Source organism: Streptomyces sp. NRRL S-244 (assembly GCF_000717915.1).
Classification (GTDB): domain Bacteria; phylum Actinomycetota; class Actinomycetes; order Streptomycetales; family Streptomycetaceae; genus Streptomyces.
Genome location: NZ_JOCX01000003.1, coordinates 224,170 through 247,508, shown reverse-complemented (window position 1 = coordinate 247,508; position 23,339 = coordinate 224,170). Strand labels below are relative to the sequence as shown.

General features: G+C 73.8%; 19 protein-coding genes. 8 read left to right on the top strand and 11 right to left on the bottom strand.

Annotation, left to right across the window (positions count from 1 at the left end; translation table 11 throughout):
* Positions 1-48: 48 nt before the first annotated feature.
* Both IF02_RS0105045 and IF02_RS0105040 read right to left on the bottom strand, forming a co-directional pair.
* Positions 49-675, bottom strand: a complete 627-nt coding sequence (locus IF02_RS0105045; RefSeq protein WP_030154020.1) for a DUF6629 family protein — start codon at positions 673-675, stop codon at positions 49-51.
* A 10-nt stretch (positions 676-685) separates the two neighbouring features.
* On the bottom strand, positions 686-2,191 hold the full coding sequence (locus tag IF02_RS0105040) for an MFS transporter (protein ID WP_051695868.1): 1,506 nt from the start codon (positions 2,189-2,191) through the stop codon (positions 686-688).
* A gap of 98 nt (positions 2,192-2,289) precedes the next feature.
* On the opposite strand from IF02_RS0105040, the gene IF02_RS0105035 reads away from it, so the two are divergent.
* The 5 genes from IF02_RS0105035 (at position 2,290) to IF02_RS34715 (ending at position 9,282) form a co-directional block, all read left to right on the top strand.
* Positions 2,290-5,922 carry a S8 family serine peptidase gene (locus IF02_RS0105035; protein ID WP_078621879.1) on the top strand — a complete coding sequence of 1,211 codons (3,633 nt, stop codon included), beginning with the start codon at positions 2,290-2,292 and terminating at the stop codon, positions 5,920-5,922.
* Positions 5,923-6,077: 155 nt separating this feature from the next.
* Positions 6,078-6,818, top strand: coding sequence for a hypothetical protein (locus IF02_RS0105030; protein WP_030154017.1), 741 nt, complete (start codon positions 6,078-6,080; stop codon positions 6,816-6,818).
* A gap of 123 nt (positions 6,819-6,941) precedes the next feature.
* Positions 6,942-8,171: a cytochrome P450 gene (locus tag IF02_RS32985; protein ID WP_030154016.1), complete on the top strand. Its 1,230-nt coding sequence runs from the start codon at positions 6,942-6,944 to the stop codon at positions 8,169-8,171.
* 68 nt (positions 8,172-8,239) lie between these two features.
* Positions 8,240-9,052 carry a hypothetical protein gene (locus IF02_RS0105020; RefSeq protein WP_051695792.1) on the top strand — a complete coding sequence of 271 codons (813 nt, stop codon included), beginning with the start codon at positions 8,240-8,242 and terminating at the stop codon, positions 9,050-9,052.
* The gene (locus IF02_RS34715) at positions 9,049-9,282 is read left to right on the top strand and encodes a hypothetical protein (RefSeq protein ID WP_030154014.1); all 234 of its coding nucleotides are present in this window, start codon (positions 9,049-9,051) and stop codon (positions 9,280-9,282) included. The genes IF02_RS0105020 and IF02_RS34715 overlap by 4 nt, the downstream gene beginning before the upstream one ends.
* On the opposite strand, the gene IF02_RS0105010 is transcribed toward IF02_RS34715, so the two are convergent.
* On the bottom strand, positions 9,268-10,665 hold the full coding sequence (locus IF02_RS0105010) for a gluconate:H+ symporter (RefSeq protein ID WP_030154013.1): 1,398 nt from the start codon (positions 10,663-10,665) through the stop codon (positions 9,268-9,270). The two genes, IF02_RS34715 and IF02_RS0105010, sit on opposite strands and share 15 nt — an antisense overlap.
* Before the next feature lie 12 nt (positions 10,666-10,677).
* Positions 10,678-11,196, bottom strand: a complete 519-nt coding sequence (locus IF02_RS0105005; RefSeq protein ID WP_234318108.1) for a gluconokinase — start codon at positions 11,194-11,196, stop codon at positions 10,678-10,680.
* 163 nt (positions 11,197-11,359) lie between these two features.
* Here IF02_RS0105005 and IF02_RS0105000 point away from each other — a divergent pair, with 163 nt between their 5' ends.
* The gene (locus tag IF02_RS0105000) at positions 11,360-12,076 is read left to right on the top strand and encodes a FadR/GntR family transcriptional regulator (protein ID WP_030154011.1); all 717 of its coding nucleotides are present in this window, start codon (positions 11,360-11,362) and stop codon (positions 12,074-12,076) included.
* Between the two features lie 55 nt (positions 12,077-12,131).
* Here the strand turns inward: IF02_RS0105000 and IF02_RS0104995 are convergent, their stop codons facing one another.
* From IF02_RS0104995 to IF02_RS0104985, 3 genes are all read right to left on the bottom strand, one after another.
* The gene (locus IF02_RS0104995) at positions 12,132-13,007 is read right to left on the bottom strand and encodes an NAD(P)-dependent oxidoreductase (protein WP_267880906.1); all 876 of its coding nucleotides are present in this window, start codon (positions 13,005-13,007) and stop codon (positions 12,132-12,134) included.
* A gap of 107 nt (positions 13,008-13,114) precedes the next feature.
* The gene (locus tag IF02_RS0104990; RefSeq protein WP_030154009.1) at positions 13,115-13,498 is read right to left on the bottom strand and encodes a VOC family protein; all 384 of its coding nucleotides are present in this window, start codon (positions 13,496-13,498) and stop codon (positions 13,115-13,117) included.
* Between the two features lie 73 nt (positions 13,499-13,571).
* Positions 13,572-15,476 (bottom strand): ABC transporter ATP-binding protein, encoded by a 1,905-nt coding sequence (locus tag IF02_RS0104985; RefSeq protein ID WP_030154008.1) that lies wholly within the window; start codon positions 15,474-15,476, stop codon positions 13,572-13,574.
* 128 nt (positions 15,477-15,604) lie between these two features.
* Between IF02_RS0104985 and IF02_RS0104980 the strand changes: the two genes are divergently transcribed.
* Positions 15,605-17,653, top strand: a complete 2,049-nt coding sequence (locus tag IF02_RS0104980; RefSeq protein WP_158708457.1) for an AMP-binding protein — start codon at positions 15,605-15,607, stop codon at positions 17,651-17,653.
* On the opposite strand, the gene IF02_RS34230 is transcribed toward IF02_RS0104980, so the two are convergent.
* Complete coding sequence (locus tag IF02_RS34230) at positions 17,584-19,449, bottom strand: GNAT family N-acetyltransferase (RefSeq protein ID WP_106977211.1); 1,866 nt, start codon at positions 19,447-19,449, stop codon at positions 17,584-17,586. The genes IF02_RS0104980 and IF02_RS34230 overlap by 70 nt on opposite strands.
* A 125-nt stretch (positions 19,450-19,574) precedes the next feature.
* On the opposite strand from IF02_RS34230, the gene IF02_RS0104970 reads away from it, so the two are divergent.
* A complete protein-coding gene (locus tag IF02_RS0104970) occupies positions 19,575-19,997 on the top strand; it encodes a DUF350 domain-containing protein (RefSeq protein WP_030154005.1) in 423 nt (140 codons plus the stop codon).
* 95 nt (positions 19,998-20,092) lie between these two features.
* Here IF02_RS0104970 and IF02_RS0104965 read toward each other — a convergent pair whose 3' ends face one another.
* From IF02_RS0104965 to IF02_RS0104955, 3 genes are all read right to left on the bottom strand, one after another.
* Entirely contained in the window at positions 20,093-21,304 is a 1,212-nt protein-coding gene (locus IF02_RS0104965) for an acyltransferase family protein (RefSeq protein ID WP_030154004.1), read from the bottom strand.
* Positions 21,301-22,344 (bottom strand): alpha/beta hydrolase, encoded by a 1,044-nt coding sequence (locus IF02_RS0104960; protein WP_030154003.1) that lies wholly within the window; start codon positions 22,342-22,344, stop codon positions 21,301-21,303. Before IF02_RS0104960 ends, IF02_RS0104965 begins: the two co-directional genes overlap by 4 nt.
* 143 nt (positions 22,345-22,487) lie before the next feature.
* Entirely contained in the window at positions 22,488-23,306 is an 819-nt protein-coding gene (locus IF02_RS0104955) for a hypothetical protein (RefSeq protein ID WP_158708456.1), read from the bottom strand.
* Positions 23,307-23,339 lie beyond the last annotated feature (33 nt).

Here is a 23,339-nt window from a genome sequence, read left to right as displayed (position 1 = left end):
CCGGGCGCATGGGAAGTCACTACACACGTCTAGGTAACTTTCGGCCTGTCACGTCACAGGGGAGCCGGGCCGGGGGCGCCGGACCCACCCCAGGACCAGCAGCGAGGCGACCGCCGCGAAGGCGCACCAGGTGGAGGCGAATTCCAGCCGCCACAGCGCTGAGCAGGCCAATGCCCCGACCGCGAGCACCGCGCCGAGGAGCCGCAGCCGCCGGTCGCCGGAGAGCAGCAGGGCGCCCAGCGTGGCGAAGAGGTAGCCCGCGAGGACGAGCGGTGTCCACGGAACCTTCACGCCGTAGCCGAGGGTGTGGCCGCGGATCTCGGCGACGGCCGGCCGGGTCGCGAGGCAGTACGAGAGCACGGCGGCGGTGGCGAGCCCGACGGCCGCCGGCGCCCACAGGCGGCGCCGGTCCACCGGAGCGGCCGCGAGCAGGACCCCGAGCGGCACCCAGACCGGCAGCACCGGAAGGGCGATCGCCACCCAGGCCGTCGTGGCCGGGCCGCAGCCGCCGCCCGAGCGCCATACGGCCGCCTCCACCAGCTGGTGGGCGCCCAGCAGCAACGGCAGTGCGGCGACGGGCAGATCGCGGGCCCGTCGTACGCGCGCCACGCACACGATCCCGACGGCGGTGACGACCGCACCCGCCGTCAGATCGGCCGTGGCGTTCCAGCACATGGCGCGCCGGTCAGGGCTTCGCCGCCCGCGGGGGTTCGAGCGGCGGGGAGGTCGTCGCGCAGAAGGTGTGGCACTCCGGGTGGCACCCCGCTCCGGGCACGGGCTTGCGTACGGTGGTCCAGGCCACGGCGGCGCCCACGACCAGCAGCCCCGCGCACCACAGCATGGCCCGCCCGAACGCGGCGTCGAACTCGGACGCCGAGCGGTACGCGTCCGGCCCCATGCCGGACAGCAGCGGCAGCGCCGCCACCGCCAGCAGCCCGGCAGCCCGCGCGGCCGCGTTGTTGATGCCGCTGGCCAGGCCCGCCCGGCCGGGGTCCACGGATGACAGCACGGTCGCCGTCAGCGGAGCCACCAGGGCCACCATGCCCATGCCCATCACGATCAGCGCCGGCAGCACGTCCCGTACGTACGAGGCGTCCGGCCCCACCCGCAGCATCAGCAGCAGTGCGGCCGCGCACAACAGCGGCCCCACCGTGAGCGGGATCCGCGGCCCGATCTTCTCTCCGAGCGCCCCCGACCGGGCCGAGAGCAGCAGCATCAGCGCGGTCGTCGGCAGCAGCGCCGCCCCCGCGCCCAGCGCCGAGTAGCCGGAGACCACCTGGAGCTGGAGAACGACGAGGAAGAAGAACCCGCTGAAGGCCGCGTACACGAACAGGGTGACCACGTTGACGGCGGTGAACTGCCGGGAGGCGAAGATGTCGGGCGGCAGCATCGGATCGGCCCGGTGGCGCTCCACGTACACGAACACGGCGGACAGCAGCACGCCCCCGACGGCCGAGGCGATCACCAGCGGGGAACCGGAACGGGCCTCGATCAGGGCGTACGTCAGCAGGGCGAGGGCCGCGGCCCCCAGGGCGGCGCCGAGCACGTCGAACCGCCCGTGCGCCTGCGGGTCACGCGATTCCGGTACGTGCCGCAGGGCGATCGGCACGCACACCGCGGCCACCGGCACGTTCAGCAGGAACACCCAGCGCCAGCCGGGCCCGTCCACCAGCCAGCCGCCGAGGAACGGTCCCACGGCCGCGCCGACCCCGCCGAACCCCGACCACAGCCCGACGGCCCGGGCCCGGTCCTCGGCGGCGATCGAGCCCTGGATCAGCGCGAGCGAGCCGGGGGTCAGCAGGGCGCCGCCGACGCCCTGAAGGGCCCGCGCGGCGATCAGGACCCCCGTGTTCGGCGCGATTCCGCACAGCAGCGAGGCGCCTGCGAACCACACCACCCCGAGGACGAAGATCCGGCGCCGCCCGAACCGGTCCCCGAGCGCTCCGCCGACCAGGATCAGTCCGGCCAGGGTGACCAGATAGGCGTTGGCGGTCCACTGGAGCACGGCCATGTCGGCGTCGAGGTCCACCCCGATGGTGGGGAGGGCGACGTTGACGACGGTCGAGTCGAGCAGGGCCATGGTCGACCCGAGCACGGTGGTCAGCACGATCCACCGGCCCCGGGCGGACGCGAGCGGCACGCCGGGCCCGGCCGGAGCGTGCTCTTCCGTACCCGGCGCTGGATCGCTCATGTCTTCAGGCTGGCCCGCCGGGGCCGCGATGGCCACCCCAGGCGCGCAGCATACGGCTCATTAGGCCCTCTTGTAATGTCCATGACCTCTCCTTCACCATGACCGCGCACGTCGCGCACGCCCTTCCCGCACAACCTGCACACGGCGTCCGAGGAGGACCACACGTGGCCCAACGCAACAGGCGACGATCGTTACGCGCGGCGCTCGCCGCTCTCACCGCGGCCCTGCTCCTGCCGGTAGGGGCAGGCGTGGCGGCGGCCGCGCCGGAACCCGGCCCCACCCCCGCAGCGGCCGAGCGCAAGATCGAGCCGAAACTCCGCACCCAGCTCGACGACACGGGCAAAGCCGTCTTCTGGGTCTACCTGGACAGCGCCGCCGACCTCACGGCGGCGGGGCGGCAGAAGACCCGCGCCGCCAAAGCTGAAACGGTTCTGCACGCCAAGCAGGAACACGCCGTGCGCAGCCAGGCCGAGGTGATCAAGGCCTTGGACGGCGCCAAGGCCGAGTACACCTCGTACTGGATCGTGAACGCCGTCCGCGTCGTCGGCAGCCAGAAACTCGCCGGCACCCTCGCGCAGCGCCCCGAGGTCTCCCGGATCGACGCCGACGACAAGGTCACCCTCCCCAAGCCCGCCGAGGGCAAGCGGGAGAAGGCCGCCGCCGACGCCGTCGAGTGGAACATCGACCGCATCAAGGCCCCGCAGGTCTGGGACCAGCTCGGCGTGCGCGGCGAAGGAATCGTCGTCGCCAACATCGACAGCGGCGTCGACTACACCCACCCGGCCGTGAACGGCCAGTACCGCGGCAAGAACGCCGACGGGTCCTACGACCACAACTACAACTGGTTCGATCCGGCCGGCGTCTGCCCCACCGCGGCCCCCTGCGACAACAACGACCACGGCACCCACACCATGGGCACCATGGTCGGTGACGACGGCGGCGCCAACAAGATCGGCGTGGCCCCCGGGGCCAAGTGGATCGCCGCCAAGGGCTGCGAGACCAACTCCTGCTCCGAGGCCTCCCTCCTCGCCGCCGGCCAGTGGATCGTCGCCCCGACCGACCTCAACGGCCATAACCCGCGCCCCGACCTCGCCCCGCACGTCGTCAACAACTCCTGGGGCAGCGCCACGCACGACGAGTGGTACCAGCAGATCGTCGACGCCTGGCGCGCCGCCGGCATCTTCCCCGCCTTCTCCAACGGGAACTCCGGCCCCGGCTGCGCCACCAGCGGTTCGCCCGGCGACTACGCGAGCTCCTACAGCTCCGGCGCCTTCGACATCAACGGCACGATCGCGCCGTTCTCCTCGCGCGGCGCGGGCCCCGGCGGCATCGTCAAGCCGAACATCGCGGCCCCCGGCGTGAACGTCCGCTCCTCCGTTCCCGGCGGCGCGTACGAGGCCTTCTCCGGCACCTCCATGGCCTCACCGCACACCGCGGCCACCGTGGCCCTGCTCTGGTCCGCCGCCCCCGCCCTCGAAGGCGACGTCGCGCAGACCGAGCAGCTGCTCAACGGCACCGCCCAGGACACCGACAACGGCCAGTGCGGCGGCAACGCCGCCGACAACAACGTGTTCGGCGAGGGCAAGCTCGACGCGTTCGCCGCCGTCTCGGGCGCCCCGCGCGGCGCCATCGGCGCCGTCTCCGGCACGGTCCGCTCCGCCGGCGCACCGGTCGCGGGCGCCAAGGTCACCGCCGCCGGGCCGATCGGCCGTACGACGACCACCGCGGCCGACGGCACCTACACCTTCCGCTCCCTGTCGGTCGGCGACTACACGCTCACCGTCTCCAAGTTCGGCTACGGCCAGCAGACCTCGACGGCGACGGTGACCGAGAACGCCACCGCCACCGGCGACTTCACCCTCACCCAGGCCCCCTCCGGCAAGCTCACCGGCACGGTCACCTCGGCCGCCGGACCCGCCGCGGGCGCCACCGTCACCGTCACGGACACCCCGGTGACCGCGACCGCCGACGAGCAGGGCCGCTTCGAGGTCACCCTGCCGCACGGCACCTACGAGGTACGGGCCGCGCACTCCTCCCGCTGCGTCAGCGGCGGCAGCGCCCAGACCACCGTCGCCGGCGACACGACGGTCGCGGTCACGCTGCCCGAGCGCACCGACGGCTACGGCTACGCCTGCGCCACCCCGGGCGGCCGCCCGTACGCGGCCGGCGACCGGCAGCTCGCGCTGACCGGCGACAACACCACCGAGCGCGTCGACCTGCCGTTCCCGGTCCCGATGTACGGCAAGACGTACGGCCAGGCCTGGATCGGGACGAACGGCACGGTCAGCTTCGGCGGCAACAACACCGGTGACATCAACGGGGACCTCCCGAGCACGGCCACGCCCAACGCGGCGCTCTACCCGTTCTGGGACGACCTGGTCGTCGGCGCGGCCGGCAGCGGGTCGGGCGTCTTCACCGGCGTCACCGGCACCGCCCCGCACCGGACGTACGTGATCGAGTGGCGCGAGGTGTCCCACTGGTCGGCGCAGGCCGACAAGTTCTCGTTCTCGGCGGCGATCAGTGAGGACGGCACCGTCGTCTACACGTACAAGGGGACGGGAGGCACCGGCATCAAGGGCGGCTCCACGGCCACGGTCGGCGTGGAGAACGCGACGGGCACCGACGCCTTCAAGTACTCCTTCAACCAGGCCGTCATCACCGACGGACTCGCCATCGCCTTCAAGACCACCAAGAGCGGCGTGGTCGCGGGCCGGATCCTCGACGCGAACGACGGCAAGGGCGTCGCGGGAGCCACGGTGACCGTCGGCTTCGGCGCCGAGGCCGTCACGGCCACCACGGCGGCGGACGGCGGCTACCTCCTGCAGGCCGGCTCAGGCAAGAATTCCTACACGATCCTGGCCGACTGGTACACGGGGGTGACCAACGCCTTCACCGTGGAGCAGGGCGGCGTCACGGCCGTGAACCAGTCCCTGTGGACGGCGCGGGTCACCGCGTCCCAGCCCTCCCTGGAGCTCGTCCTCCCGGCGGGCCAGAAGCGCACCCGCACCCTCGAACTGACCAACTCGGGCACCCTCGACTCGCAGTTCACCGTGGCCGAGGACGCGGCCTGGCTGACGGCCACCCCCGACGCCGGGAACCTGGCGATCGGCGGCAAGGCCACCGTGAACCTGGCCGTCGACACCACGGGCCTGGCCGCCGGCTCGGTCCTCACGGCGAACCTGCGGATCAGTTCGCGCAGCGGCCGCAGCCCGGTCCTCACCGTCCCGGTCAAGGTCGTGGTCCCCCGCTACCAGGTGGCCCTGGACGCGGGATCCGACTCCGCGGCCACGGACACGCTCGGGGACGGCTGGTCCCCGGACCGCAAGTACACGGCCGGCTCGTACGGCTACCAGGGCAGCTCCTCGACGCACTCCACCGGGCGCACGATCGCCGGTACGGCCGATCAGAAGCTGTTCCGCAACGCCCGTGAGGGCATGTACGAGTACCGCTTCGACAACGTCCCGAACGGCACGTACACCGTGGAGCTCGGCTTCGCGGAGCTGTCGTCGACGAAGCCGAACAAGCGGGTCTTCGACGTGATGGCCGAGGGCACGCAGGTGCTGCCCTCGCTGGACATCGCGCTGGAGGCGGGCACGTACACGGCCCTGACCCGGACGTACACGGTCACGGTCACGGACGGCGTGCTCAACGTCCGCTTCGTCGCGCACGGGGGGTACGGCAAACCGCTGCTGAACTCCCTGCGGGTGACGGACCGACCCGACAAGAGCTGACGGGCACCGGCGGACAGCCGGAGAGGCGATAGGGGGCGGGGCGCCGAAGGGCGCCCCGCCCCTCCCGGTGCCATTCGGGTGGCCGCGAGCGCATACGCGCCGACTCCGGGCGCCGCGCCTGTGCGCCCACCCACCCGATGGCTAGCGTGGGGCCCATGACGCTCCAAAGCGACCGGACCGACGTGCCCGAAGTGCCCGGCGCGGCCGAGGCGGCCGACCGGATCCGAGGCGTGCTGCAGGCCGCGGATCCCGAGGCGACATGGGCCGTCGGGGGGCCGGACGGGCCGTACGCCGGGTCGGCGGGGGACGGCGCGCCCCTCGACGTCGACGGGCTGATGCCCGTGCTCGCCCTGTGGCCCGTGATCGGGAGCCTCGTCGCGGAAGAGGCGCTGCGGCTGCACACCCCCCTCACGGCATATGGGGTCGAAGCCGCCGCGGGGACCACCGCGCACCACCTCCTGAGCCACTCCACCGGCCCCGCCGCCCACACCGCCCTCACCCGCCTCGCCGAGCACCTCACCGGCAGCCCCCTCGCCGAGCTCGCCGCCACCCGGATCTGGCACCCCCTCGGCATGACCGGCACCGGCTTCGCCGACGGCGCCCTGCACGCACCCCCGGCCGACCTCGGCCGCTTCCTGAGCCACCTCCTCTCAGCGGCGGAGCACCCCCTCACCCGCGCATGGATCACCGAATCCCTCCGCATCCGCACCGGCGAACTGACCCCGGCCCGCGGCCTCCTCTGGCACCCGGCCCCGCACGGCACCTGGGCCTACGGCGAGTCCCAGACGCTCTGGCTCTCCCCGCGCCTCCACCGCTGGGCACTCCTCCTCCCCACCCACCCCCCGGGCCCCCTCCGCACGGCCTTCCGCGAAGCGGCCTTCACGCCGATTCCCTAGCGGCCGGGTCCCGAGGTCCGGATCCGGCCGGGTCGCGCTCGGGGCGCGGGGGTGGCGTCGGGGACGTACGGTGAGGGCGATGTCACCGACCGTTGGTTTCCGGCCGCGCGCGGAGGTACCCGGATGCGCACGCTTCACGAGGCCGCCCTGGGCGTCCTGCCGGAGGACCTCACCCCAGCGGCCGGATCGCAGGGAGGTGGTGCGGCCATGACCGGTCCCGGTACGACCCAGTCCGCCGTCTCACGAGGGCAGCAGGCACGGACCGGCCGCGCCGGTGCCGTCCGCTTCGCGGCCGGCCGGGCCCTGCCGCTCCTCGTCCGGGGCCGCTCCGGCGGCGCCCGTCCGGCCTTCTCCGCCGACGCGCTCCGCGCCCTGCGGGCCCGCCACGGCGGGGCGCCCGTGCTCCTGCGCGGGCTGTCCGGAGCCGTACTCGTCCTGCTCGACCGGCAGGAACTCCGGCAGTTCTACGAAGCCGAACCCGCCGCCGTGCTGTCGCCCGGCCCCGGCGGGGTGCGCTCCTGCGCCGCCGTCCGCGCCGTCATCGCCGAAGAGGCCCGGCACCTGACCGCCGCCGCCACCCTCGACCTGGCCCGCACCCGGCACACCGTGGCCCGCGCCGCCCGCCGGATCGTGCTCGGCGACGGCGCGGCCGCGGGAGCCGAGCAACTCCCCGGGCTGCTCGGCCGGCTCCGCCGCCGCGGCCGCGAGCGCGCCGCGGGTGCCGACGGGCACACCCTGCTCGGCCAGGGCATGCCCGGCCACGGCATGCTCGGCCACCCCGCCGCGTACGCCGACCGCGAGGAACAGACCCTGCGGGCCATGGACGGCATCCCCGCCACGATGCTGCGCACCCTGCTCCTGCTCGGCACCCACCCCGCCGAACAGGACGCCGCGGCCGCCGAAGCCGCCGGACGCGGCGCCCCCGAGGAGTTGCCCCGGCTGCGGGCCTGCGTACGGGAGTGCCTGCGCCTGTACCCGGCGGTGCCGGACCTGATCCGCGTCACCCGTACCGAGACCGAGTGGCGGGGCGTACGCCACCCCGCCGGCACGACCGTCCTGCTGCCCGCCCACTTCCACCAGCGCGACCCGGAGCAGGTGCCGGCCGCGCACGTCTTCGTACCGGGCCGCTGGAAGACCCCCGGGGCGGACGAGGACATCCGGATGGCCCCGTTCGGCCACGGCCCCGGCCGCTGCCCGGGCGACCGGCTGGGCCTGCTGATCACCACCGCGCTGTGTGCCGAGGTCCTGCGCCGCCGCCGGATCACGGCCACCCGGCCGGTACTCGACCCGCACGGACCGCTGCCCCTGGCACTGGACCCGCGCGGCATCCGGCTCACCCTCACCCGTCGCTGACACCACCCGTCGTCGACAACCACCAGTCGCCGACGCCACCCTCCCCACCGACATCCCGCGAGGATTCCATGTCCGACGCCGCGACCTCCGCGCCCACCGACCCGGACGCCGAGCTGCTCGACGCCCTGTGCCGCGAGCTCGCCGAGGCCGCCGACGCCGTCGGCGAAGCCGCCCGGCACGCCTCCGAACTGGCCCTCGGCACCCGGCTCCCGGCCGCCGCCCTCGGGCGCCGCCGCACCCGCTCCCGGCACGGCTGGCGCACCCTCCTGCACACCCTCACCGACCCGGCGGGCCTGGGCTGGGCACCGCGCGGCAGGGGGGTGGCGCGGGCCGGCTGGTTCGCCGGGATCCTCACCGGCCGCGAGAGCCTCGCCGTCAGCCTCGCCGTCTGCGGACTCAAGGCCCGGATCCGGGCGGCGAGCGCGGAACGGCCCGACCTGCTGGACGACCCCGACTGCGCGGCGATCCTCCGGGCCGTGGACGAGGACCGACAGGCGGCGGCCGTCCGGGTGTTCCGCCGGCTGATGCGGGACCGGGGCGCCGAGCGGGCGTTCGCGCTGCTGTCCCCGTCCTTCGCCGACCTGTTCGCCTGGAACGCCCTGACCGACGCGAACCCCTTCAACGACCACGCCGGCTGGCAGGTGGCCACCGGCCGGGCCGTGCCCGCGCAGCCGCTGCTCGGACTGGGCGCCGCCGTCCGGGCGTTCTTCGACCGTGACCGGGACCGGAACAGGGATCAGGGCCGGGATCAGGGCCGGGATCGGAGCCGGGACCAGGGGCAACGCCCCGCCCCGGCCGCCCCGCACAAAGGCTGCGTCCACACCATCGGCCTGCTCGGCACCGGCGGCATCCTCCTCGTCCAGCCCTGGCGCAGCCGGTGAGCCCCGCCACCCGGCTCCGGCCCGGCCCGCCGGACCCGGCCGACGGCCTGCGCGGCCACTCCGCCGCCCTGCGCGCCCATGCGCTCCGGCTGCACGCGGCAGCCGAAGCGCTGGACTGGCAGGGCCCGCAGGCTGACGCGTTCCGCGCCGAGGTCGCCGCCCTGGCCGACCGCTGCGCCACGGCCGCGAACGGCCTCGCCGTGGCGGCCGCGCAGCTAGAGGACGAGTGACAGCAGCAGGACGAAGCCCAGGCCGACCACCGAGATGATGGTCTCCATCACCGACCAGGTCTTGACCGTCTGCCCGACCGTCATCCCGAAGTACTCCTTGACGAGCCAGAACCCGGCGTCGTTGACGTGGCTGAAGAACAGCGAGCCCGACCCGATCGCCAGCACCAGCAGTGCCGTCTCCGTGGTCGACATGCCCGCGGCGAGCGGAGCCACCAGCCCGGCAGCCGAGATCGTGGCGACCGTCGCCGAGCCCGTCGCGAGCCGGATGGCCACGGCGATCAGCCACGCCAGCAGCAGGGCCGGGATCGACCAGCCCTCCGACAGGTCCAGGATCATCCGGCCGACGCCCGCGTCGATCAGGGTCTGCTTGAAGCCGCCGCCCGCGCCCACGATGAGCAGGATGCCCGCGATCGGGGCCAGCGACTTCTCCACCGTCGTCGAGAGCCGTTCCTTCGTGAACCCGGCCGCCCGGCCGAGGGTGAACATGCCCACGAGCACCGCCGCGAGCAGCGCGATCAGCGGGGAGCCCGCGACGTCCGTGACCCGCTGCACGCCGTTCTCCGGATCGTCGACAACGATGTCAACAAGCGCCTTGACCAGCATCAGCGCCACGGGCAGCAGCACGGTGAAGACCGTCGCCCCGAACCGGGGACGGTGTTCCGGCTCCGCGGAGGTCCGCTGCGGGATCATCTGCTCGGGCGCCGGGATGTCCACCCAGCGGGCCGCGTACCGGGAGAACAGCGGCCCGGCGATGATCACGGTCGGGATCGCGACCACCACGCCGAGCGCGAGCGTCACGCCGAGGTTGGCGTGCAGCGCGTCGATGGCGACGAGCGGGCCGGGGTGCGGCGGGATCAGCCCGTGCATCACGGACAGGCCGGCCAGCGCCGGGATGCCGATCCGCATCAGGGAGTAGTTGCCGCGCTTGGCCACCAGCAGCACCACCGGGATCAGCAGCACGATGCCGACCTCGAAGAAGAGCGGCAGCCCGATCACCGAGGCGATCAGCACCATGGCCCAGGGCATCGCCCGGCCCTTGGCCTTGGCGAGGATGGTGTCGACGATCTCGTCCGCGCCGCCCGAGTCCGCGAGCAGCCGGCCGAGGATCGCGCCGAGCGCGATCAGTACGCCGACCCCCGCGACCGTGGCGCCGAGCCCGGCCGTGAAACTCACGATGGTCTTGTCCAGCGGGGCGCCCGCGAACACCCCGAGGGCGAGCGAGCCGATCGTCAGCGCCAGGAAGGCGTGCAGCTTGAGGCGGGTGATGAGCAGGACGATGGCGGCGATACCCGCGAGGACGGCCACGCCCAGCTGGGTGTTCCCGGCCGAGGTGATCGGGGCGGGCGCGGCCGCTGCCAGTATCTCGACGCTGAGACCTGTCACGGTGGGGGTTCCTTAGCTTTCTCGGGAGGGAGCGGCGGTCGGGCAGATGCCGGGCAGCGCGGACAGCGCCCCCAGGGCCCGTTCGGTGATCTCCTCGGGTGATCCGGACACGTCGACGACGACGCCGAGTTCGTCCCGCCGGAGCGGCTCGAGCGTGGCGAACTGCGAGTCCAGCAGCGCGGTCGGCATGAAGTGGCCCGTACGCGCCGCCATGCGACGCTCGATCAGCGGGCGCTCGCCGGTCAGGTGCACGAACACCGCGTCGGGCGCGGCGCCGCGCAGCCGGTCGCGGTACGCGCGCTTGAGCGCCGACGAGGCCACCACCGCGCCCCGCCCGGCCGGCCGGGCGGTGATCCACGCGCCGATGGCGTCCAGCCAGGGCCGCCGGTCGGCGTCGTCCAGCGGAATCCCGGCGGACATCTTGGCGACATTGGCCGCCGGGTGGAACGCGTCGCCCTCCACGTACGGGAGGCCGAGCGCGTCCGCGAGCAGCCTGCCCACGGTCGTCTTGCCCGTGCCGGCCACGCCCATCACCACCAGCACGCGCTGGGTGCCGCTCACTTCGTACCTCGCTGTCCTCGTCGACATCGGTTCGTGCGCCCTCACTGAAGCCCATTAAGTAGTACTTATTCAAGAGTCGGATGGCAAAACATCACATCTTTTGGCTGCTGAGGGGTCGCCGTACGCTTACGCCATGACCACCGAAGGCCAGGGACTCCACTCCCACGTGCTGGACACCCTCGGCCTCGCGATCACCGCGGGCGAGCACCCGCCGGGCAGCGTCCTGCGCACCGACGAGATCGCGGAGCGCTTCGACGCCTCGCGCACCGTGGTCCGCGAGGTCGTGCGCGTCCTGGAGTCCATGCAACTGGTCGAGTCCCGGCGCCGGGTCGGCGTCACCGTGCGCCCCGCCGAGGAGTGGAACGTCTACGACCCGCGCGTCATCCGCTGGCGCCTCGCCGGCGCCGACCGCCCCCGCCAGCTGCGCTCCCTGACCGTGCTGCGCTCCGCGATCGAGCCGGTCGCGGCCGGCCTCGCCGCAGACCGGGCCACCCCCGGCCAGTGCGCCGCGCTCACCGAGGCCGCCCTCGGCATGGTCAGCACCTCGCGCGGCCACCAGCTCGACGCGTACCTGCGCCACGACATCGACTTCCACCGGATCGTGCTGAACGCCTCCGGCAACGAGATGTTCGCCCGCCTCGGCGACGTCGTCGCCGAGGTCCTGACCGGCCGTACGCAGCACGTCGTGATGTTCCCCGACCCCGACCCGGCCGCCGTCACCCTCCACGTCCAGGTCGCCGAGGCCGTACGGGAGGGCGACGCGGCCCGCGCCGAGTCCCTGACCCGGCAGATCGCGGTGGGCGCCCTGGAGGAGCTCGACGTCCTCGCCCCGGCGCCCACCTCCCCGTGACCGGCCCCTGAAGCGCGCCTGAGGCGCCCCTAAACCGCCTTCTGGCACACCGGGTTCAGGACACGTTCCCCACGGGCACGTTCTCGAAGCCGGCGTAGTAGGCGGCGGCCATGTCCTCTTCGGCGTGGCCGCCGGCCGCGGCGCGGTGCATGCGGGCTCCCGTGGCCCGGGCCAGGTCGACCGCGATACCCGCCCCGTCCGCCGCCTCCGCGATCAGGCCGGTGTCCTTCTCGGCGCCGTGCACCGTGAAGCTGGGCGCGAAGTCCCGTTCCAGGACGGCCTTCATCTTCGCCTGGAGGTACGGGTTGTCCATCGGGCCGCCGGTCAGCGCCTGCGCGAACAGGCCCGGGTCCACCCCCAGCCCCTCCGCCAGCGCGAGGGCCTCGCCGACCGCCGCCGTCAACGTGATCGCGTACCCGACCGTGGTCAGCTTCAGCCGGGTCGCGGCCCCCGCCTCGGACCCGGCCCACAGCGTCTTGGCGCCCACCGCGTCGAACACCGGGTCCAGCCGCGGATCCGCCGGTCCGGAGGCCAGTACGACCAGCGTCCCGGCCTCGGCGGGCTGCCGGGTGCCCTGCACCGGGGCGTCCACGAACACCAGGCCGTGCTCGCGGGCGAAGCCGGCCAGTTCGTCGAGCGCGGCCACGCCGACCGTGCTCATCTGCGCCCACACCTGCCCCGCGCGCAGCCCCGGCACGGCGGCGGCCATCGCCTGCGCCACGGCCGCGCCGTCCGTCAGCATGGTCAGTACCACGTCGGCCCCGGCGACCGCCTCGGCCGGCGTGTCCACGACCACCGCGCCATCCGCGGCCAGCGGTTCGGCCTTGTCCCGGGTCCGGTTCCACACCCGCAGCCCCAGCCCGGCCCGCAGCAGGTTCCGTGCCATCCCCGAGCCCATGGTCCCGGTGCCCAGCAGTGCGACAGTGTTCACGGCGTCACTTCCCTTCCGGATACGTCCAGTCCGTCCAGTCTCGGCGCCGCACCCCGCCCGGCGGGTCATCCCACGCCCGGCGCACCCGGGCGCGGCCCCTCGTGACTCTAGCCCTCGGCCGCCGCCGTGCGCGGGGTCGTCTGCTGGACCGCCCAGCCGTTGCCGTCCGGGTCGGAGAAGTACACGAACGAGCCCCACGGCATGTCCTGGATCTCCGTCACCTCGATGCCCCGGCCGCGCAGGTCCTCGTACGCCTCCTCGATGTCGGTGACGACGACCTGCATGTTGTCCAGCGACCCCGGGGCCATCCGGGTGAGCCCCTTGCCCAGGGCGATCGAGCAGGCCGACCCCGGCGGGGTCAGCTGCACGAAGCGGATGTCCTCGCTCACGGTGACGTCGTGGTCGGCGTGGAAGCCGATCCGCTCGTAGAAGGCCTTGGCCCGGTCGACGTCGGTGACGGGGACGGCGACCAGCTCCAGCTTGATGTCCATCGGTGCTCCACGTGCTCCACGTGCTCCACGGCCGGTGCTCGGCGGAGGCCCGCCGCGCGCGGGCCTCCCGGCATCATGCTCCCGCAGCCGGTACGGCGCCGCCCGGAGCGGCGGTCTCCGCCGCCGCGAACTGGGTCCGGTACAGCTCCTCGTACCGCCCGCCCGCGGCCAGCAGCTCCGGGTGCGTACCGCGCTCCACGATCCGGCCGTCCTCGACCACCAGGATCAGGTCGGCCGCCTGTACGGTCGACAGCCGGTGCGCGATCACCACCGCGGTCCGGCCCGCCAGGGCCTCGCCCAGGGCCTCCTGCACCGCCGCCTCCGAGGTGGAGTCCAGGTGCGCCGTCGCCTCGTCCAGGATCACCACCCGCTGCCGGGCCAGCAGCAGCCGCGCGATGGTGAGCCGCTGGCGCTCGCCGCCCGAGAGGCGGTAGCCGCGCTCGCCGACCACCGTGTCCAGGCCGTCCGGCAACGAGGCGACCAGCCCGTCCAGCCGCGAGCGGCGCAGGGCCTCCCAGATCTCCTCCTCGCTCGCCCCCGGCCGCGCCAGCAGCAGGTTGGACCGCACCGACTCGTGGAAGAGGTGCCCGTCCTGGGTGACCATGCCGAGCGTCTCCCGGATCGAGTCGGCCGTGAGGTCCCGTACGTCGACCCCGCCCAGGCGGACGGCGCCCGCGTCGGCGTCGTAGAGCCGGGGCAGCAGCTGCGCGATGGTGGACTTGCCGGCGCCGGACGAGCCGACGAGCGCGACCATCTGCCCGGGCTCGGCGCGGAACGACACCTCGTGCAGGACCTGTGTACCGCCCCGGGAGTCGAGGACCGCGACCTCCTCCAGCGAGGCGAGCGAGACCTTGTCGGGGGAGGGGTAGCCGAAGGAGACCCGGTCGAACTCCACGGCCACCGGCCCCTCCGGCACCCGGCCGGCGTCCGGCTTCTGGGCGATCAGCGGCTTCAGGTCGAGGATCTCGAAGACCCGCTCGAAGCTCACCAGGGCGCTCATCACCTCGACGCGGGCGCCGGCGAGGGAGGTCAGCGGGGCGTACAGCCGGGTCAGCAGCAGGGCGAGCGCGACGACGTTCCCTGCGTCCAGGGTCCCGCGCAGGGCGTAGTACCCGCCGAGCCCGTAGACGAGCGCGAGCGCGAGGGCCGAGACGAGGGTGAGCGCGGTGATGAACGCGGACTGGGCCATCGCCGAACGGATCCCGATGTCCCGTACGCGCGCCGCCCGCGCCGCGAACTCGGCGGACTCGTCGGCGGGCCGCCCGAAGAGCTTGACGAGGGTGGCGCCGGGGGCGGAGAAACGCTCCGTCATCTGCGTGCCCATCGCCGCGTTCAGGGTCGACGCCTCCCGCTGCATCGCGGCCATCCGCGTCCCCATGCGGCGGGCCGGGAGCACGAACACCGGCAGCAGGACGAGGGCCAGCAGGGTGATCTGCCAGGAGATGCCCAGCATCACGGCGAGCGTCAGCAGCAGGGTCACCGTGTTGGCGACCACCCCGGACAGGGTGTTGCTGAACGCCCGCTGGGCGCCGATCACGTCGTTGTTGAGCCGGCTGACGAGCGCGCCGGTGCGGGTCCGCGTGAAGAAGGCGACCGGCATCCGCTGCACGTGGTCGAAGACGGCCGTCCGAAGGTCCAGGATCAGCCCCTCCCCGAGGGTGGCCGACAGCTTGCGGGTGAGCAGCCCGAGCGCCGCCTCCGCCACCGCGATCACGGCGATGAACAGGGCGAGCCGGGTGACCGTACCGCTGTCCTTGCCGTCCACGATGGCGGTGACCACCCGGCTGGCGAGCACCGGGGTGGCGACCGCGAGCAGCGCGGTCACCACGCTGAGCAGCAGGAAGAGGGTGAGCCCGCGGCGGTGCGGGCGGGCGAAGGCGGCGACCCGGCGCAGGCTCGCCCGGGAGAGCGGGCGCCGGTCCTGCTGGGCGTTCATCGCGCTGTGCAGCGATGTCCAGGCTGTGACTTCCATGTCCATGCGGGGAACGCTAAGACCTCAACCAAGCTTGAGGTCAATGGATCGGCCGGATCGGTGCCGAACCCCCGCTCGTACGAGGGATGTTCAGCATCCTGCGGACTGTCGGTGGGGGGTGCCATCATCGGGGAATGACCCAGGGATCGACGCAGGAACCAGGGTCCGATCGCTCCGGTCGGACGACCGCCGACACCGCCTTGCGCCTGTTCGAGCAACAGGCGCGCGACACCCCGCGGGGCTACGCCGTCATCGCCGGCGCGGACAGCCTCACCTACGGGCAACTGGACGTCCGTGCCAACCAGCTGGCGCACCACCTCCTGGCGGAGGGGCTGCCGCCCGGCGCCGTCGTGGCCATCGGGACCGCCCGCCGGACCGAGATCGTCGTCGCCCTCCTGGCCGTCCTCAAGGCCGGCGGGGCGTACGCCGTCCTCGACGTCGAAGTCCCGCTCACCGGGCAGCGGCAGCTCGCCGCCCTCACGCCGTACGTCCTGCTCACCGACGCCGCGCACCACGCCCGGCTGGACGACGGAGGCGGGCTGCGGGTGATCCGGCTCGGCGCGGAGGCGAGCACGATATCCGGCCGGCCCACCGCAGCGCCGCAGCGGCCCGAGCCGGGTGCGACGGCCGCCGTCCTGTTCACCGGAGCGGAGTCCCCGCGCGCCGTGCCCCTCGGCCACGAACGGCTGCTCGCCGCCCACGAGGGCTGGGCCCAGGTCATCCGGCCGGTCCCAGAGGACCGCCACCTGATCACCCACGGCCCCGACCTCACCCCGTTCACGGCCGGCTGGACCCGGGCGCTGTGCTCGGGCGGCGCCCTCGTCGTGCCCGAGCGCACGCCCTGGACACCCGAGGGGATCCGCCGGGCCGTCGAGACCGAGCGCGTCAGCGTGCTGCACACCGACCCGGCCGGCGCGACCCGGCTGCTCATACGCGGCGCCGAGCGCCCCGGCTCCGACGCCGTGCGCCGCCGCGACCCCGACCCGGCACTGCGGTCGCTGCGCCTGGTCACGGTCACGGGCGACCGGCTCTTCCTCGACGAGCAGGCCGCCTTGCAGGGCAGGCTCCGCGCCGGCACCCGGCTGCTCAACGTGTACGGACCCACCGAAACCGCGGGTACCGGCACCTGGTTCGAACTGCCACAGCTGCCCGGCCCGTTGGACGACCCCGAGCAGCTCTCCCTGATCGGCACCTCGTTCCCCGGCTGCCGGGTGGAGCTCCCGGGCGGGCAGATCCGCCTCACCCCGCCCGACGGCGGCGACCCGATCCCCACCGGCGATCTGGCAGAGCTGCGCCCGGACGGACTGCTGGAGTTCCAGGGACGGATCCGGGACCGGATCACCACGGCGGACGGCGCACTCGACCCGCACACCGTCGAAGCCGCCATCCGCAGCCACCCGGACATCGGCGCCGCCCTCGTGGCCGAAGTCCCGGACGGCACGAGCGGTGCGCGCCGACTGGTCGCCTACCTGGCCCCGCCCGCCGATGCGCAGGCCTGGCCCCCGGCCGCGGACCTGCCGGACAGCGGGCGGCTCCGCGACCACCTCGCGGGGAAGGTGCAACGGGTGGAGATTCCGCAGGCCGTGGTCCGGCTGCGCGCCCTGCCCCGCAACCGGGCGGGCCAGGAGAACCGGGACGCCCTGGCCCAGCCCGTGCTCACGACGAAGCCGGGCGCGAGCGGAGGTGGAAAGTACGCGGCCGCCGGCCTCCCTTCCGCCGACCCGTTCACCCTGATCGCCCTCTGCGCCGGGTTCGTGGTCTTCACCGGGCTCTTCTTCTTCGTCCTCTCGAAGGTCGTCTGGCCGGGCGCGACCGACCTGGGCGGTGTGCCGGCCCCGTGGGCCTTCCTCTTCTTCGTGCTCTACCTGTTCGAAGGGGCCGCCTTCGCAGCCGGGCTGCTGTTCCTCTGCGCAGGCCGTGCCCGGATGCGGGGCCACGGCCACAGCCAGGGCGTCACCACGGCCGCCCATCTCGCGGTGGTCTACCTGCTCGTCGCCTGGTGGCCGCAGGACAACTGCTACCGGCTCGCGGCCAAGCAGGACTGGCCGGTCCAGGCAGCCCTCGTCTACGCCTTCAACATTCCGCTGATGATCGCGGCCGGCGTCCTCGCCGCCTACGTCACGGGGACGCCGTCGTCACCCACCGACGCCGACACCGACGTCCCGGGCCACTCCGTCGGCTGACCCTCCGTGAACCCCGCTCCCACGGCGAGCGCCTCCGCCCGTACCAGTGCCTCGGCCGCGTCCAGCACCTCTCTGCTGTGCGCGGCCACCAGCACGCCCAGCCAGGGGGCCGGGTCGAAGGCGCCCGTCGGGATCGCGGGCAGGAACACCGCCCCGAGCTCCGCGCAGCCCCGCTCCAGCGTCTCGCACAGCTCGTCGAGCGCGGCCCCGGGCAGCCTGGCCCCCAGCCCCACCCGGTCCGCGATCCGGACGAGATGCCCGGCGCCGCGCAGCGCGTCGAGCCGAGCCGCCACCATGAAGGCGATCGACGGACCGGTGAGCCGCAGGTTCGTCTCCGTCGGCGCCAGCCGCCCCGCCCCGTCGGCAACGAAGTCCACGTCGAACCAGCCCCGGTAGCCGGCGGCGGACAGCTCCCGGCCCACCGCCTCCCCGAACGCGAGCAGCGGTTTCTCCGCCCACGCGGGCACCACCCCGGGGCCCGCCGTCGCGCCGCGGTACTCGCCGTCCGCCACGTCCATCACCGCGCCGCCCGCCTCGTGCACCCGGCCCGCCCCGTCCACGAACCCGTCGTACGTCAGATCCCGCGGCTCGTCCGGTTCGGCCGGGCCGGACACGTACTCCTCCACCAGCAGGGGCCCGCGCGGCAGGGCGCGCAGCACCGCGCGGGCGCCGCCCGCGGCCCGGACCCGGTCGGGCGTCACCACGGTGGTGCCCGAACCGCCGACCCCGTGCTCCGACTTCAGCACCGTGCTCTCGCCCGCCCCGGCCCGGGCGGCCAGCAGCCTGGCCGCCACCCGCCGGGTGGGGGCCGGCCACTGCCCGGGGAGCAGGATCAGGGGGTGGCCGCCGCCCGCCAGGATCCGCCCGAACAGGCCGTGCGCCGCCGACTTGGACTCGTACCGCAGCTCGCGGGGCCGCCACGGCAGCCCGGCCAGCCGCGCGAAGGCCGCCGTCCGCCCCCACGGTACGAGGGGCAGCCCGGCCGAGGCCAGCCGCCCGGCCAGCGCCGGCCGGGCCCGTACGGCGTCCGACAGCCCGGCATTCGGCGGCAGCCCGGGACCGCCGGCCGCCAGGCCGTCGTAGACCTCCACCCCCTCCCATTCCAGGAGGCGTCCGACCCGCTCGATCCAGCCCGGCGGCACCGCCCCGGGCAGTACCAGCGCCCCCGGCCACGGGCTGTAGAACGCCGCCAGGCAGGCGTAGTGGTGCGCGGCCCGCTGCTCGCGGGCCAGCGACGCATCGGCGAACTGGGCGTTGAACTCGGCGACATTGCCCACGTGCACGGCGGGCCCGCCGCCCGTCCAGGCCCGCGCCCAGTCGGCGAGCGGCGCGGGCTCCGCCTCGAACCGCACCAGCCCGGCGGGCGGTTCGTCCTCGCCACCGGCCGCGCGGGACTCCGGCGAAACCAGCGCGCCCATCGCCCGGTAGAACCCGGCCGCATGCGGATCGGCGTCGATCAGCAGCCTGCGGAACCCCAGTTCGGCGGCCCGGCGCAGCGCGTCCCGGTACAGCCGCCGCCCCACGCCCCGCCCGATGGCCTCCGGCTCCACGAACAGCAGTCCCAGCCGGGCCACCGGCGGCGCGCCCTCCAGGGAGGCGAGCCCCAGCACCCCGCCGCCGGACGCGTCCTCTGCGACCACGATCCGGCGGCCCGCCACCTCCCCGGCCGGGATCCGCAGTTCCGGCGCGCACGAGACCAGGAACGCGGCGTCGTACCCCCAGTACGCCTTGGAGCGGAGCACGAGAGCGGTGAGTTCGTCCGCCTCACCGGGCCGCGCCGCTCTGAGCTTTACCATTTCCTGACCTCCCCATGGCCCGCCGCGAGACCGTGCGATAGATTCGGCCACCCTGACCCCCCTGACGGGAGGTGCCCCGTCACGTACGGCAGGTCCTTCCTACCCCCGCGGAGAACGGCTTCCCCATGAGCGACATCATCAACGGACTTGGCCGCACCAGCGCTTACGGCGCCCTCGGCCTGGTCCTGCTGATCCTCGGCATCGTCCTCGTGGACGTGCTGACGCCCGGGAAGCTCCCGAAGCAGATCTGGGAGGAGCGCAACCGGAACGCGGCCGTCATGCTGAGCTCCGCGCTCCTGGGCGTCGGCGGGATCGTCTTCACCTCGATCTGGACCACGTACGACGACTTCGGCAAGGGGCTGCTGTCCACCGCCGCGTTCGGGGTGCTCGGCCTGGTCCTGATGGGCCTCGCCTTCCTGGTGCTGGACTGGGTGACCCCCGGCAAGCTCGGCGCCATCGTCGTCGACCCGGAGCCGCACCCGGCGGTCTGGGTCACGGCCTCCTGCAACCTGGCGGTGGCCGCCATCGTGGCCGCCTCGATCGCCTGACCCGCCCGCGCGTCGCGCCGAGGTGACGAGAGCGCCGCTCCCCGGAGGGAGCGGCGCTCTCGTCACCTCGGCCTGTACCGGTGCTGCGACCGGTGCTAGGCAAGACCCAGCGCGAACACCGCGAACCCGGCCGCCAGCACCCCTGCGAGCGTGCGCCGCACCGCCGTCGCCCCCCGCCACGGTTCCTCGAACCGGCGGGCGTACCGGGCGATGCCCACCAGCAGCACCGCGAACACCGGCATCCACGCCAGCCGCGCCGCGATCCAGAGCGCACTGTCCGGCGCCGTCGTCAGACCCGTCAGCCCACCCGCGAACGAACCGGGGACGGCCGCCGCCAGCATGGCCGTCTGGTGCCAGCACAGGATCGTCATCGCGCACAGGTTGATCACGACCACCGGGGCCCACACCGCCGGCCGGGCCAGCAGCCTCGCGAGCCGGTCGCGCAGCAATATCGCCGCCCCCGACTGCGCCGCGGCCAGGGCCAGCACCAGCAGCGACGGCGGATGCGAATTGGTCCGCGCCTCGCCCGGTACGCCCACCATCGACGCCGGGTAGTGGAACACCGCCAGCAGCGCCGCGAACAGCACGGTCCCGCCCGCCAGCAGCAGCCAGGCCCCGCGCCGCCCGATGCGCCCCTCACCCCAGGACACGCCCAGCTGGTACGCGAACAACCAGCCCGGCAGGATGTTCACCACCGCCAGCCAGGAGGGAACGGAGTCGGCCGGCGGCCCGTACCGAAGGAAGTCCACCACCGCGACCGAGGCGAGCAACGGGGCCGCCGCCCAGCCGCCGAGCCGGTGCGCCGCCCGTACGCAGTACGGGGTCAGCGCGGTGACCACCACGTACACCCCGACGAACCACAGCGGCTGGATGACCAGCGTGGCGCCCGTCCGCAGCGTGGCCTCCGGCACCCCCGCCGCGTACAGCACCGGCGCGGCCAGCGCCCACACCGCCGTGACCCCGAGCACCGGCCGCCCCAGCCGGGCGATCCGGCCCTTCAGCCAGGCCCCGGCGGACCCGGGGCGGCGGTGGTAGGAGAGCACCGAGGCGTAGCCGCCGACGAGGAAGAAGATGCCGAGCATCTGGAGCACCCAGCCGGCGGGGGCCAGACCACCGAACGCGGAGAGCGGGCTGGCGTTGTGCAGGCCGCCCTCCGCGTCGCGGGTGAATCCGCCGAGCAGCCAGTGCCCGGTCGGCACGGCCAGCAGGGCGAGGGCGCGCAACCCGTCGACGGCCCGGTCGCGGTGGGCGGGGGTCTGCCGCTCGATCCGGTCGGCGGCCTTCCTGAGCCGGGTCGGCGTGCTCATCGGACCTCTCCCTTCGCGATCGCGGCGAAGGCCGCCAGGGACTGGGTGCCGGGTACGAGGTAGCCCGTGTGGCCGTGCACGTCGGCGGCCGGCACCTTGCGGGCGCCGAAGGAGGCGGAGGTCGGGTCGGCGCCGTGGCCGATTCCGGCCAGCTCCACGTTCGGCACGTCGCCGATCCAGTCGGAGGGCCCGCGGGCCGCCCAGATGCGGGCGCGGGTGTGCAGGTCGGCGGCGGTGTCGGCGCGCATGCCGGGGGAGCCGAACACGACGATGTCGCTGGCGTCCGTACGCCCGGCCGCCAGGCCCCCGACCACCGAGCCGTAGCTGTGGCAGAACAGCACCGGGTCCGGCGCGCCGACCGCGTCGAGCCCCGCCGTGAACCGGGCCAGCCGGTCCGCGCCCGCCTCGGCGAGCCGCCCGGAGGCCGCGTCCAGACCGACCCCGACGGGGGTGGTGTAGCCGGCCCAGGCCACCACCGCGGTGTCCCCGCCGGCCGCGGTGCGCAGCGACCGGGCCATCCCGGCCGGCCCGGTGTGCGGCGCGCGCTTCGCGTCGTACGTGGTGGCGTCGCTGTCCGAACCCGGCACGACCACCGAGACGTGCGCCGCCCGCCCCGGATCCCCGAACACCTCGACGACCTGGCCGCGCCCGCGCGGATCGAAGGCGAGGATCTGCCGCCCCGGCGAGGCGAGCGAGGCGTAGCGCGCCTCGCCGGTCGCGAGGACGGCCAGCCGGTTGGCCTCGTACCTGAGGGTGAGCGGGGCACCGTCGAGGTTGCCCACCACCAGCGGGTGGCGGCGTACGAGCTCCCGGCGCTCGGCGTCGTCCAGCCCGGCGAAGAACCGGGCCACGTCGTACGGCGAGGCGTTCGCCGGGTCGGGCAGCGACCGGCCGGACGCGGTGTCGGCCCGCCAGGCGGCGGTGCCGGGCGGCGGCCCGGTGACCGCCCGCTGGCTGTCGCCCGAGGCCCAGCCCGCGGTCCCCCCGACCACGGCCACGGCCAGTGCGGCGGTGACCAGGGTCCTTCCGAAGCGGCGCATGCCCCTTCTCCTCTCCTCGTGACGAGGAGGAAGGTAGGAAGGAGGTACCGCACCGCACGTCGGACCGTGGAGCCAAGCCGGATGTCATACCCCGGTAGGGGGTGGAGGAGACGGATCCTCCGCGGCCGTGCCTCAATCGTGGGTCATCGGTATTCCTGCAAAGCCTTGTGAAGGCTTGCGAATTCTGTCGAGGGTGTCAGTTTCGGAATCTTCATCACCGACGCAACCAGGTCCGCGTTCTCCTTCGTGCATCCGGAGAAGGTTTCCTGTTCGATGTGCCACGCGTTCTTGTCGAACTCCGGATAGAATGCCGGGTTTCCGCCCGAGTTGACCACGGCAATCGGTCCTACCTTCACTTCTTCACCCGTGTCGCGATGGAGGGTGACATAGGTGACCCCGAACCAGGGGCTCCCCCCGTCAGGAATGGTCTTCGGCCCCACGGTCAGGGTGAACTTCTCGTACTTGTTGGGCGGGATTTCGTGGGTCAGGTCCTTTGTCATGGAGAACGGCGTCTTGTGCAGCAATCCGCCTTCTCCGCGGGGCTGATCGTCGGGGATGGTGAAGCTGTACGTCGCGGTGGAGAGGAGATCCCCGCCAATTCCGTAACATGGCTTCAGGTAGCCGGACTTCTCGAAGGTGATCGTGGCTTTTGAGATCAATGCGGGACGGTCGCCCAGGTTTCCCGCGGTGAGGTAGATGTGGACCGCTCGAAGACCGCTTTCTTTTTCCGGCGTCTCGCCGACACGGCCTTGCTCGCCGGAGACGCCTGCCTTGATCTCGGCAGTTACGGTCGCCACTTCCAGTTCGGCAGCCTTTTTGGCATCCGCGTTACGTCCGTTGCCGTCCCCGCACTGGGCCTCCCCGCTGCACTGCACTTTTTGCTGAGAGCATGCCTGAATGGAGCAGAGGGAGAGCATGGTCAGTGCTGCCGCGACGCAGCGGGCCTTCTTCCTCGCGTGCACCCGGGCGCCCCTACCGCTCAACTCGACTGTTTC

Bases quoted from the DNA above. Each gene is read 5' to 3' on its own strand.
- IF02_RS0105045 (WP_030154020.1), bottom strand. From the start codon at position 675: ATGTGCTGGAACGCCACGGCCGATCTGACGGCGGGTGCGGTCGTCACC.
- IF02_RS0105040 (WP_051695868.1), bottom strand. From the start codon at position 2,191: ATGAGCGATCCAGCGCCGGGTACGGAAGAGCACGCTCCGGCCGGGCCC.
- IF02_RS0105035 (WP_078621879.1), top strand. From the start codon at position 2,290: ATGACCGCGCACGTCGCGCACGCCCTTCCCGCACAACCTGCACACGGC.
- IF02_RS0105030 (WP_030154017.1), top strand. From the start codon at position 6,078: ATGACGCTCCAAAGCGACCGGACCGACGTGCCCGAAGTGCCCGGCGCG.
- IF02_RS32985 (WP_030154016.1), top strand. From the start codon at position 6,942: ATGCGCACGCTTCACGAGGCCGCCCTGGGCGTCCTGCCGGAGGACCTC.
- IF02_RS0105020 (WP_051695792.1), top strand. From the start codon at position 8,240: ATGTCCGACGCCGCGACCTCCGCGCCCACCGACCCGGACGCCGAGCTG.
- IF02_RS0105005 (WP_234318108.1), bottom strand. From the start codon at position 11,196: ATGGGCGTGGCCGGCACGGGCAAGACGACCGTGGGCAGGCTGCTCGCG.
- IF02_RS0105000 (WP_030154011.1), top strand. From the start codon at position 11,360: ATGACCACCGAAGGCCAGGGACTCCACTCCCACGTGCTGGACACCCTC.
- IF02_RS0104990 (WP_030154009.1), bottom strand. From the start codon at position 13,498: ATGGACATCAAGCTGGAGCTGGTCGCCGTCCCCGTCACCGACGTCGAC.
- IF02_RS0104985 (WP_030154008.1), bottom strand. From the start codon at position 15,476: ATGGACATGGAAGTCACAGCCTGGACATCGCTGCACAGCGCGATGAAC.
- IF02_RS0104980 (WP_158708457.1), top strand. From the start codon at position 15,605: ATGACCCAGGGATCGACGCAGGAACCAGGGTCCGATCGCTCCGGTCGG.
- IF02_RS34230 (WP_106977211.1), bottom strand. From the start codon at position 19,449: ATGGTAAAGCTCAGAGCGGCGCGGCCCGGTGAGGCGGACGAACTCACC.
- IF02_RS0104970 (WP_030154005.1), top strand. From the start codon at position 19,575: ATGAGCGACATCATCAACGGACTTGGCCGCACCAGCGCTTACGGCGCC.
- IF02_RS0104965 (WP_030154004.1), bottom strand. From the start codon at position 21,304: ATGAGCACGCCGACCCGGCTCAGGAAGGCCGCCGACCGGATCGAGCGG.
- IF02_RS0104960 (WP_030154003.1), bottom strand. From the start codon at position 22,344: ATGCGCCGCTTCGGAAGGACCCTGGTCACCGCCGCACTGGCCGTGGCC.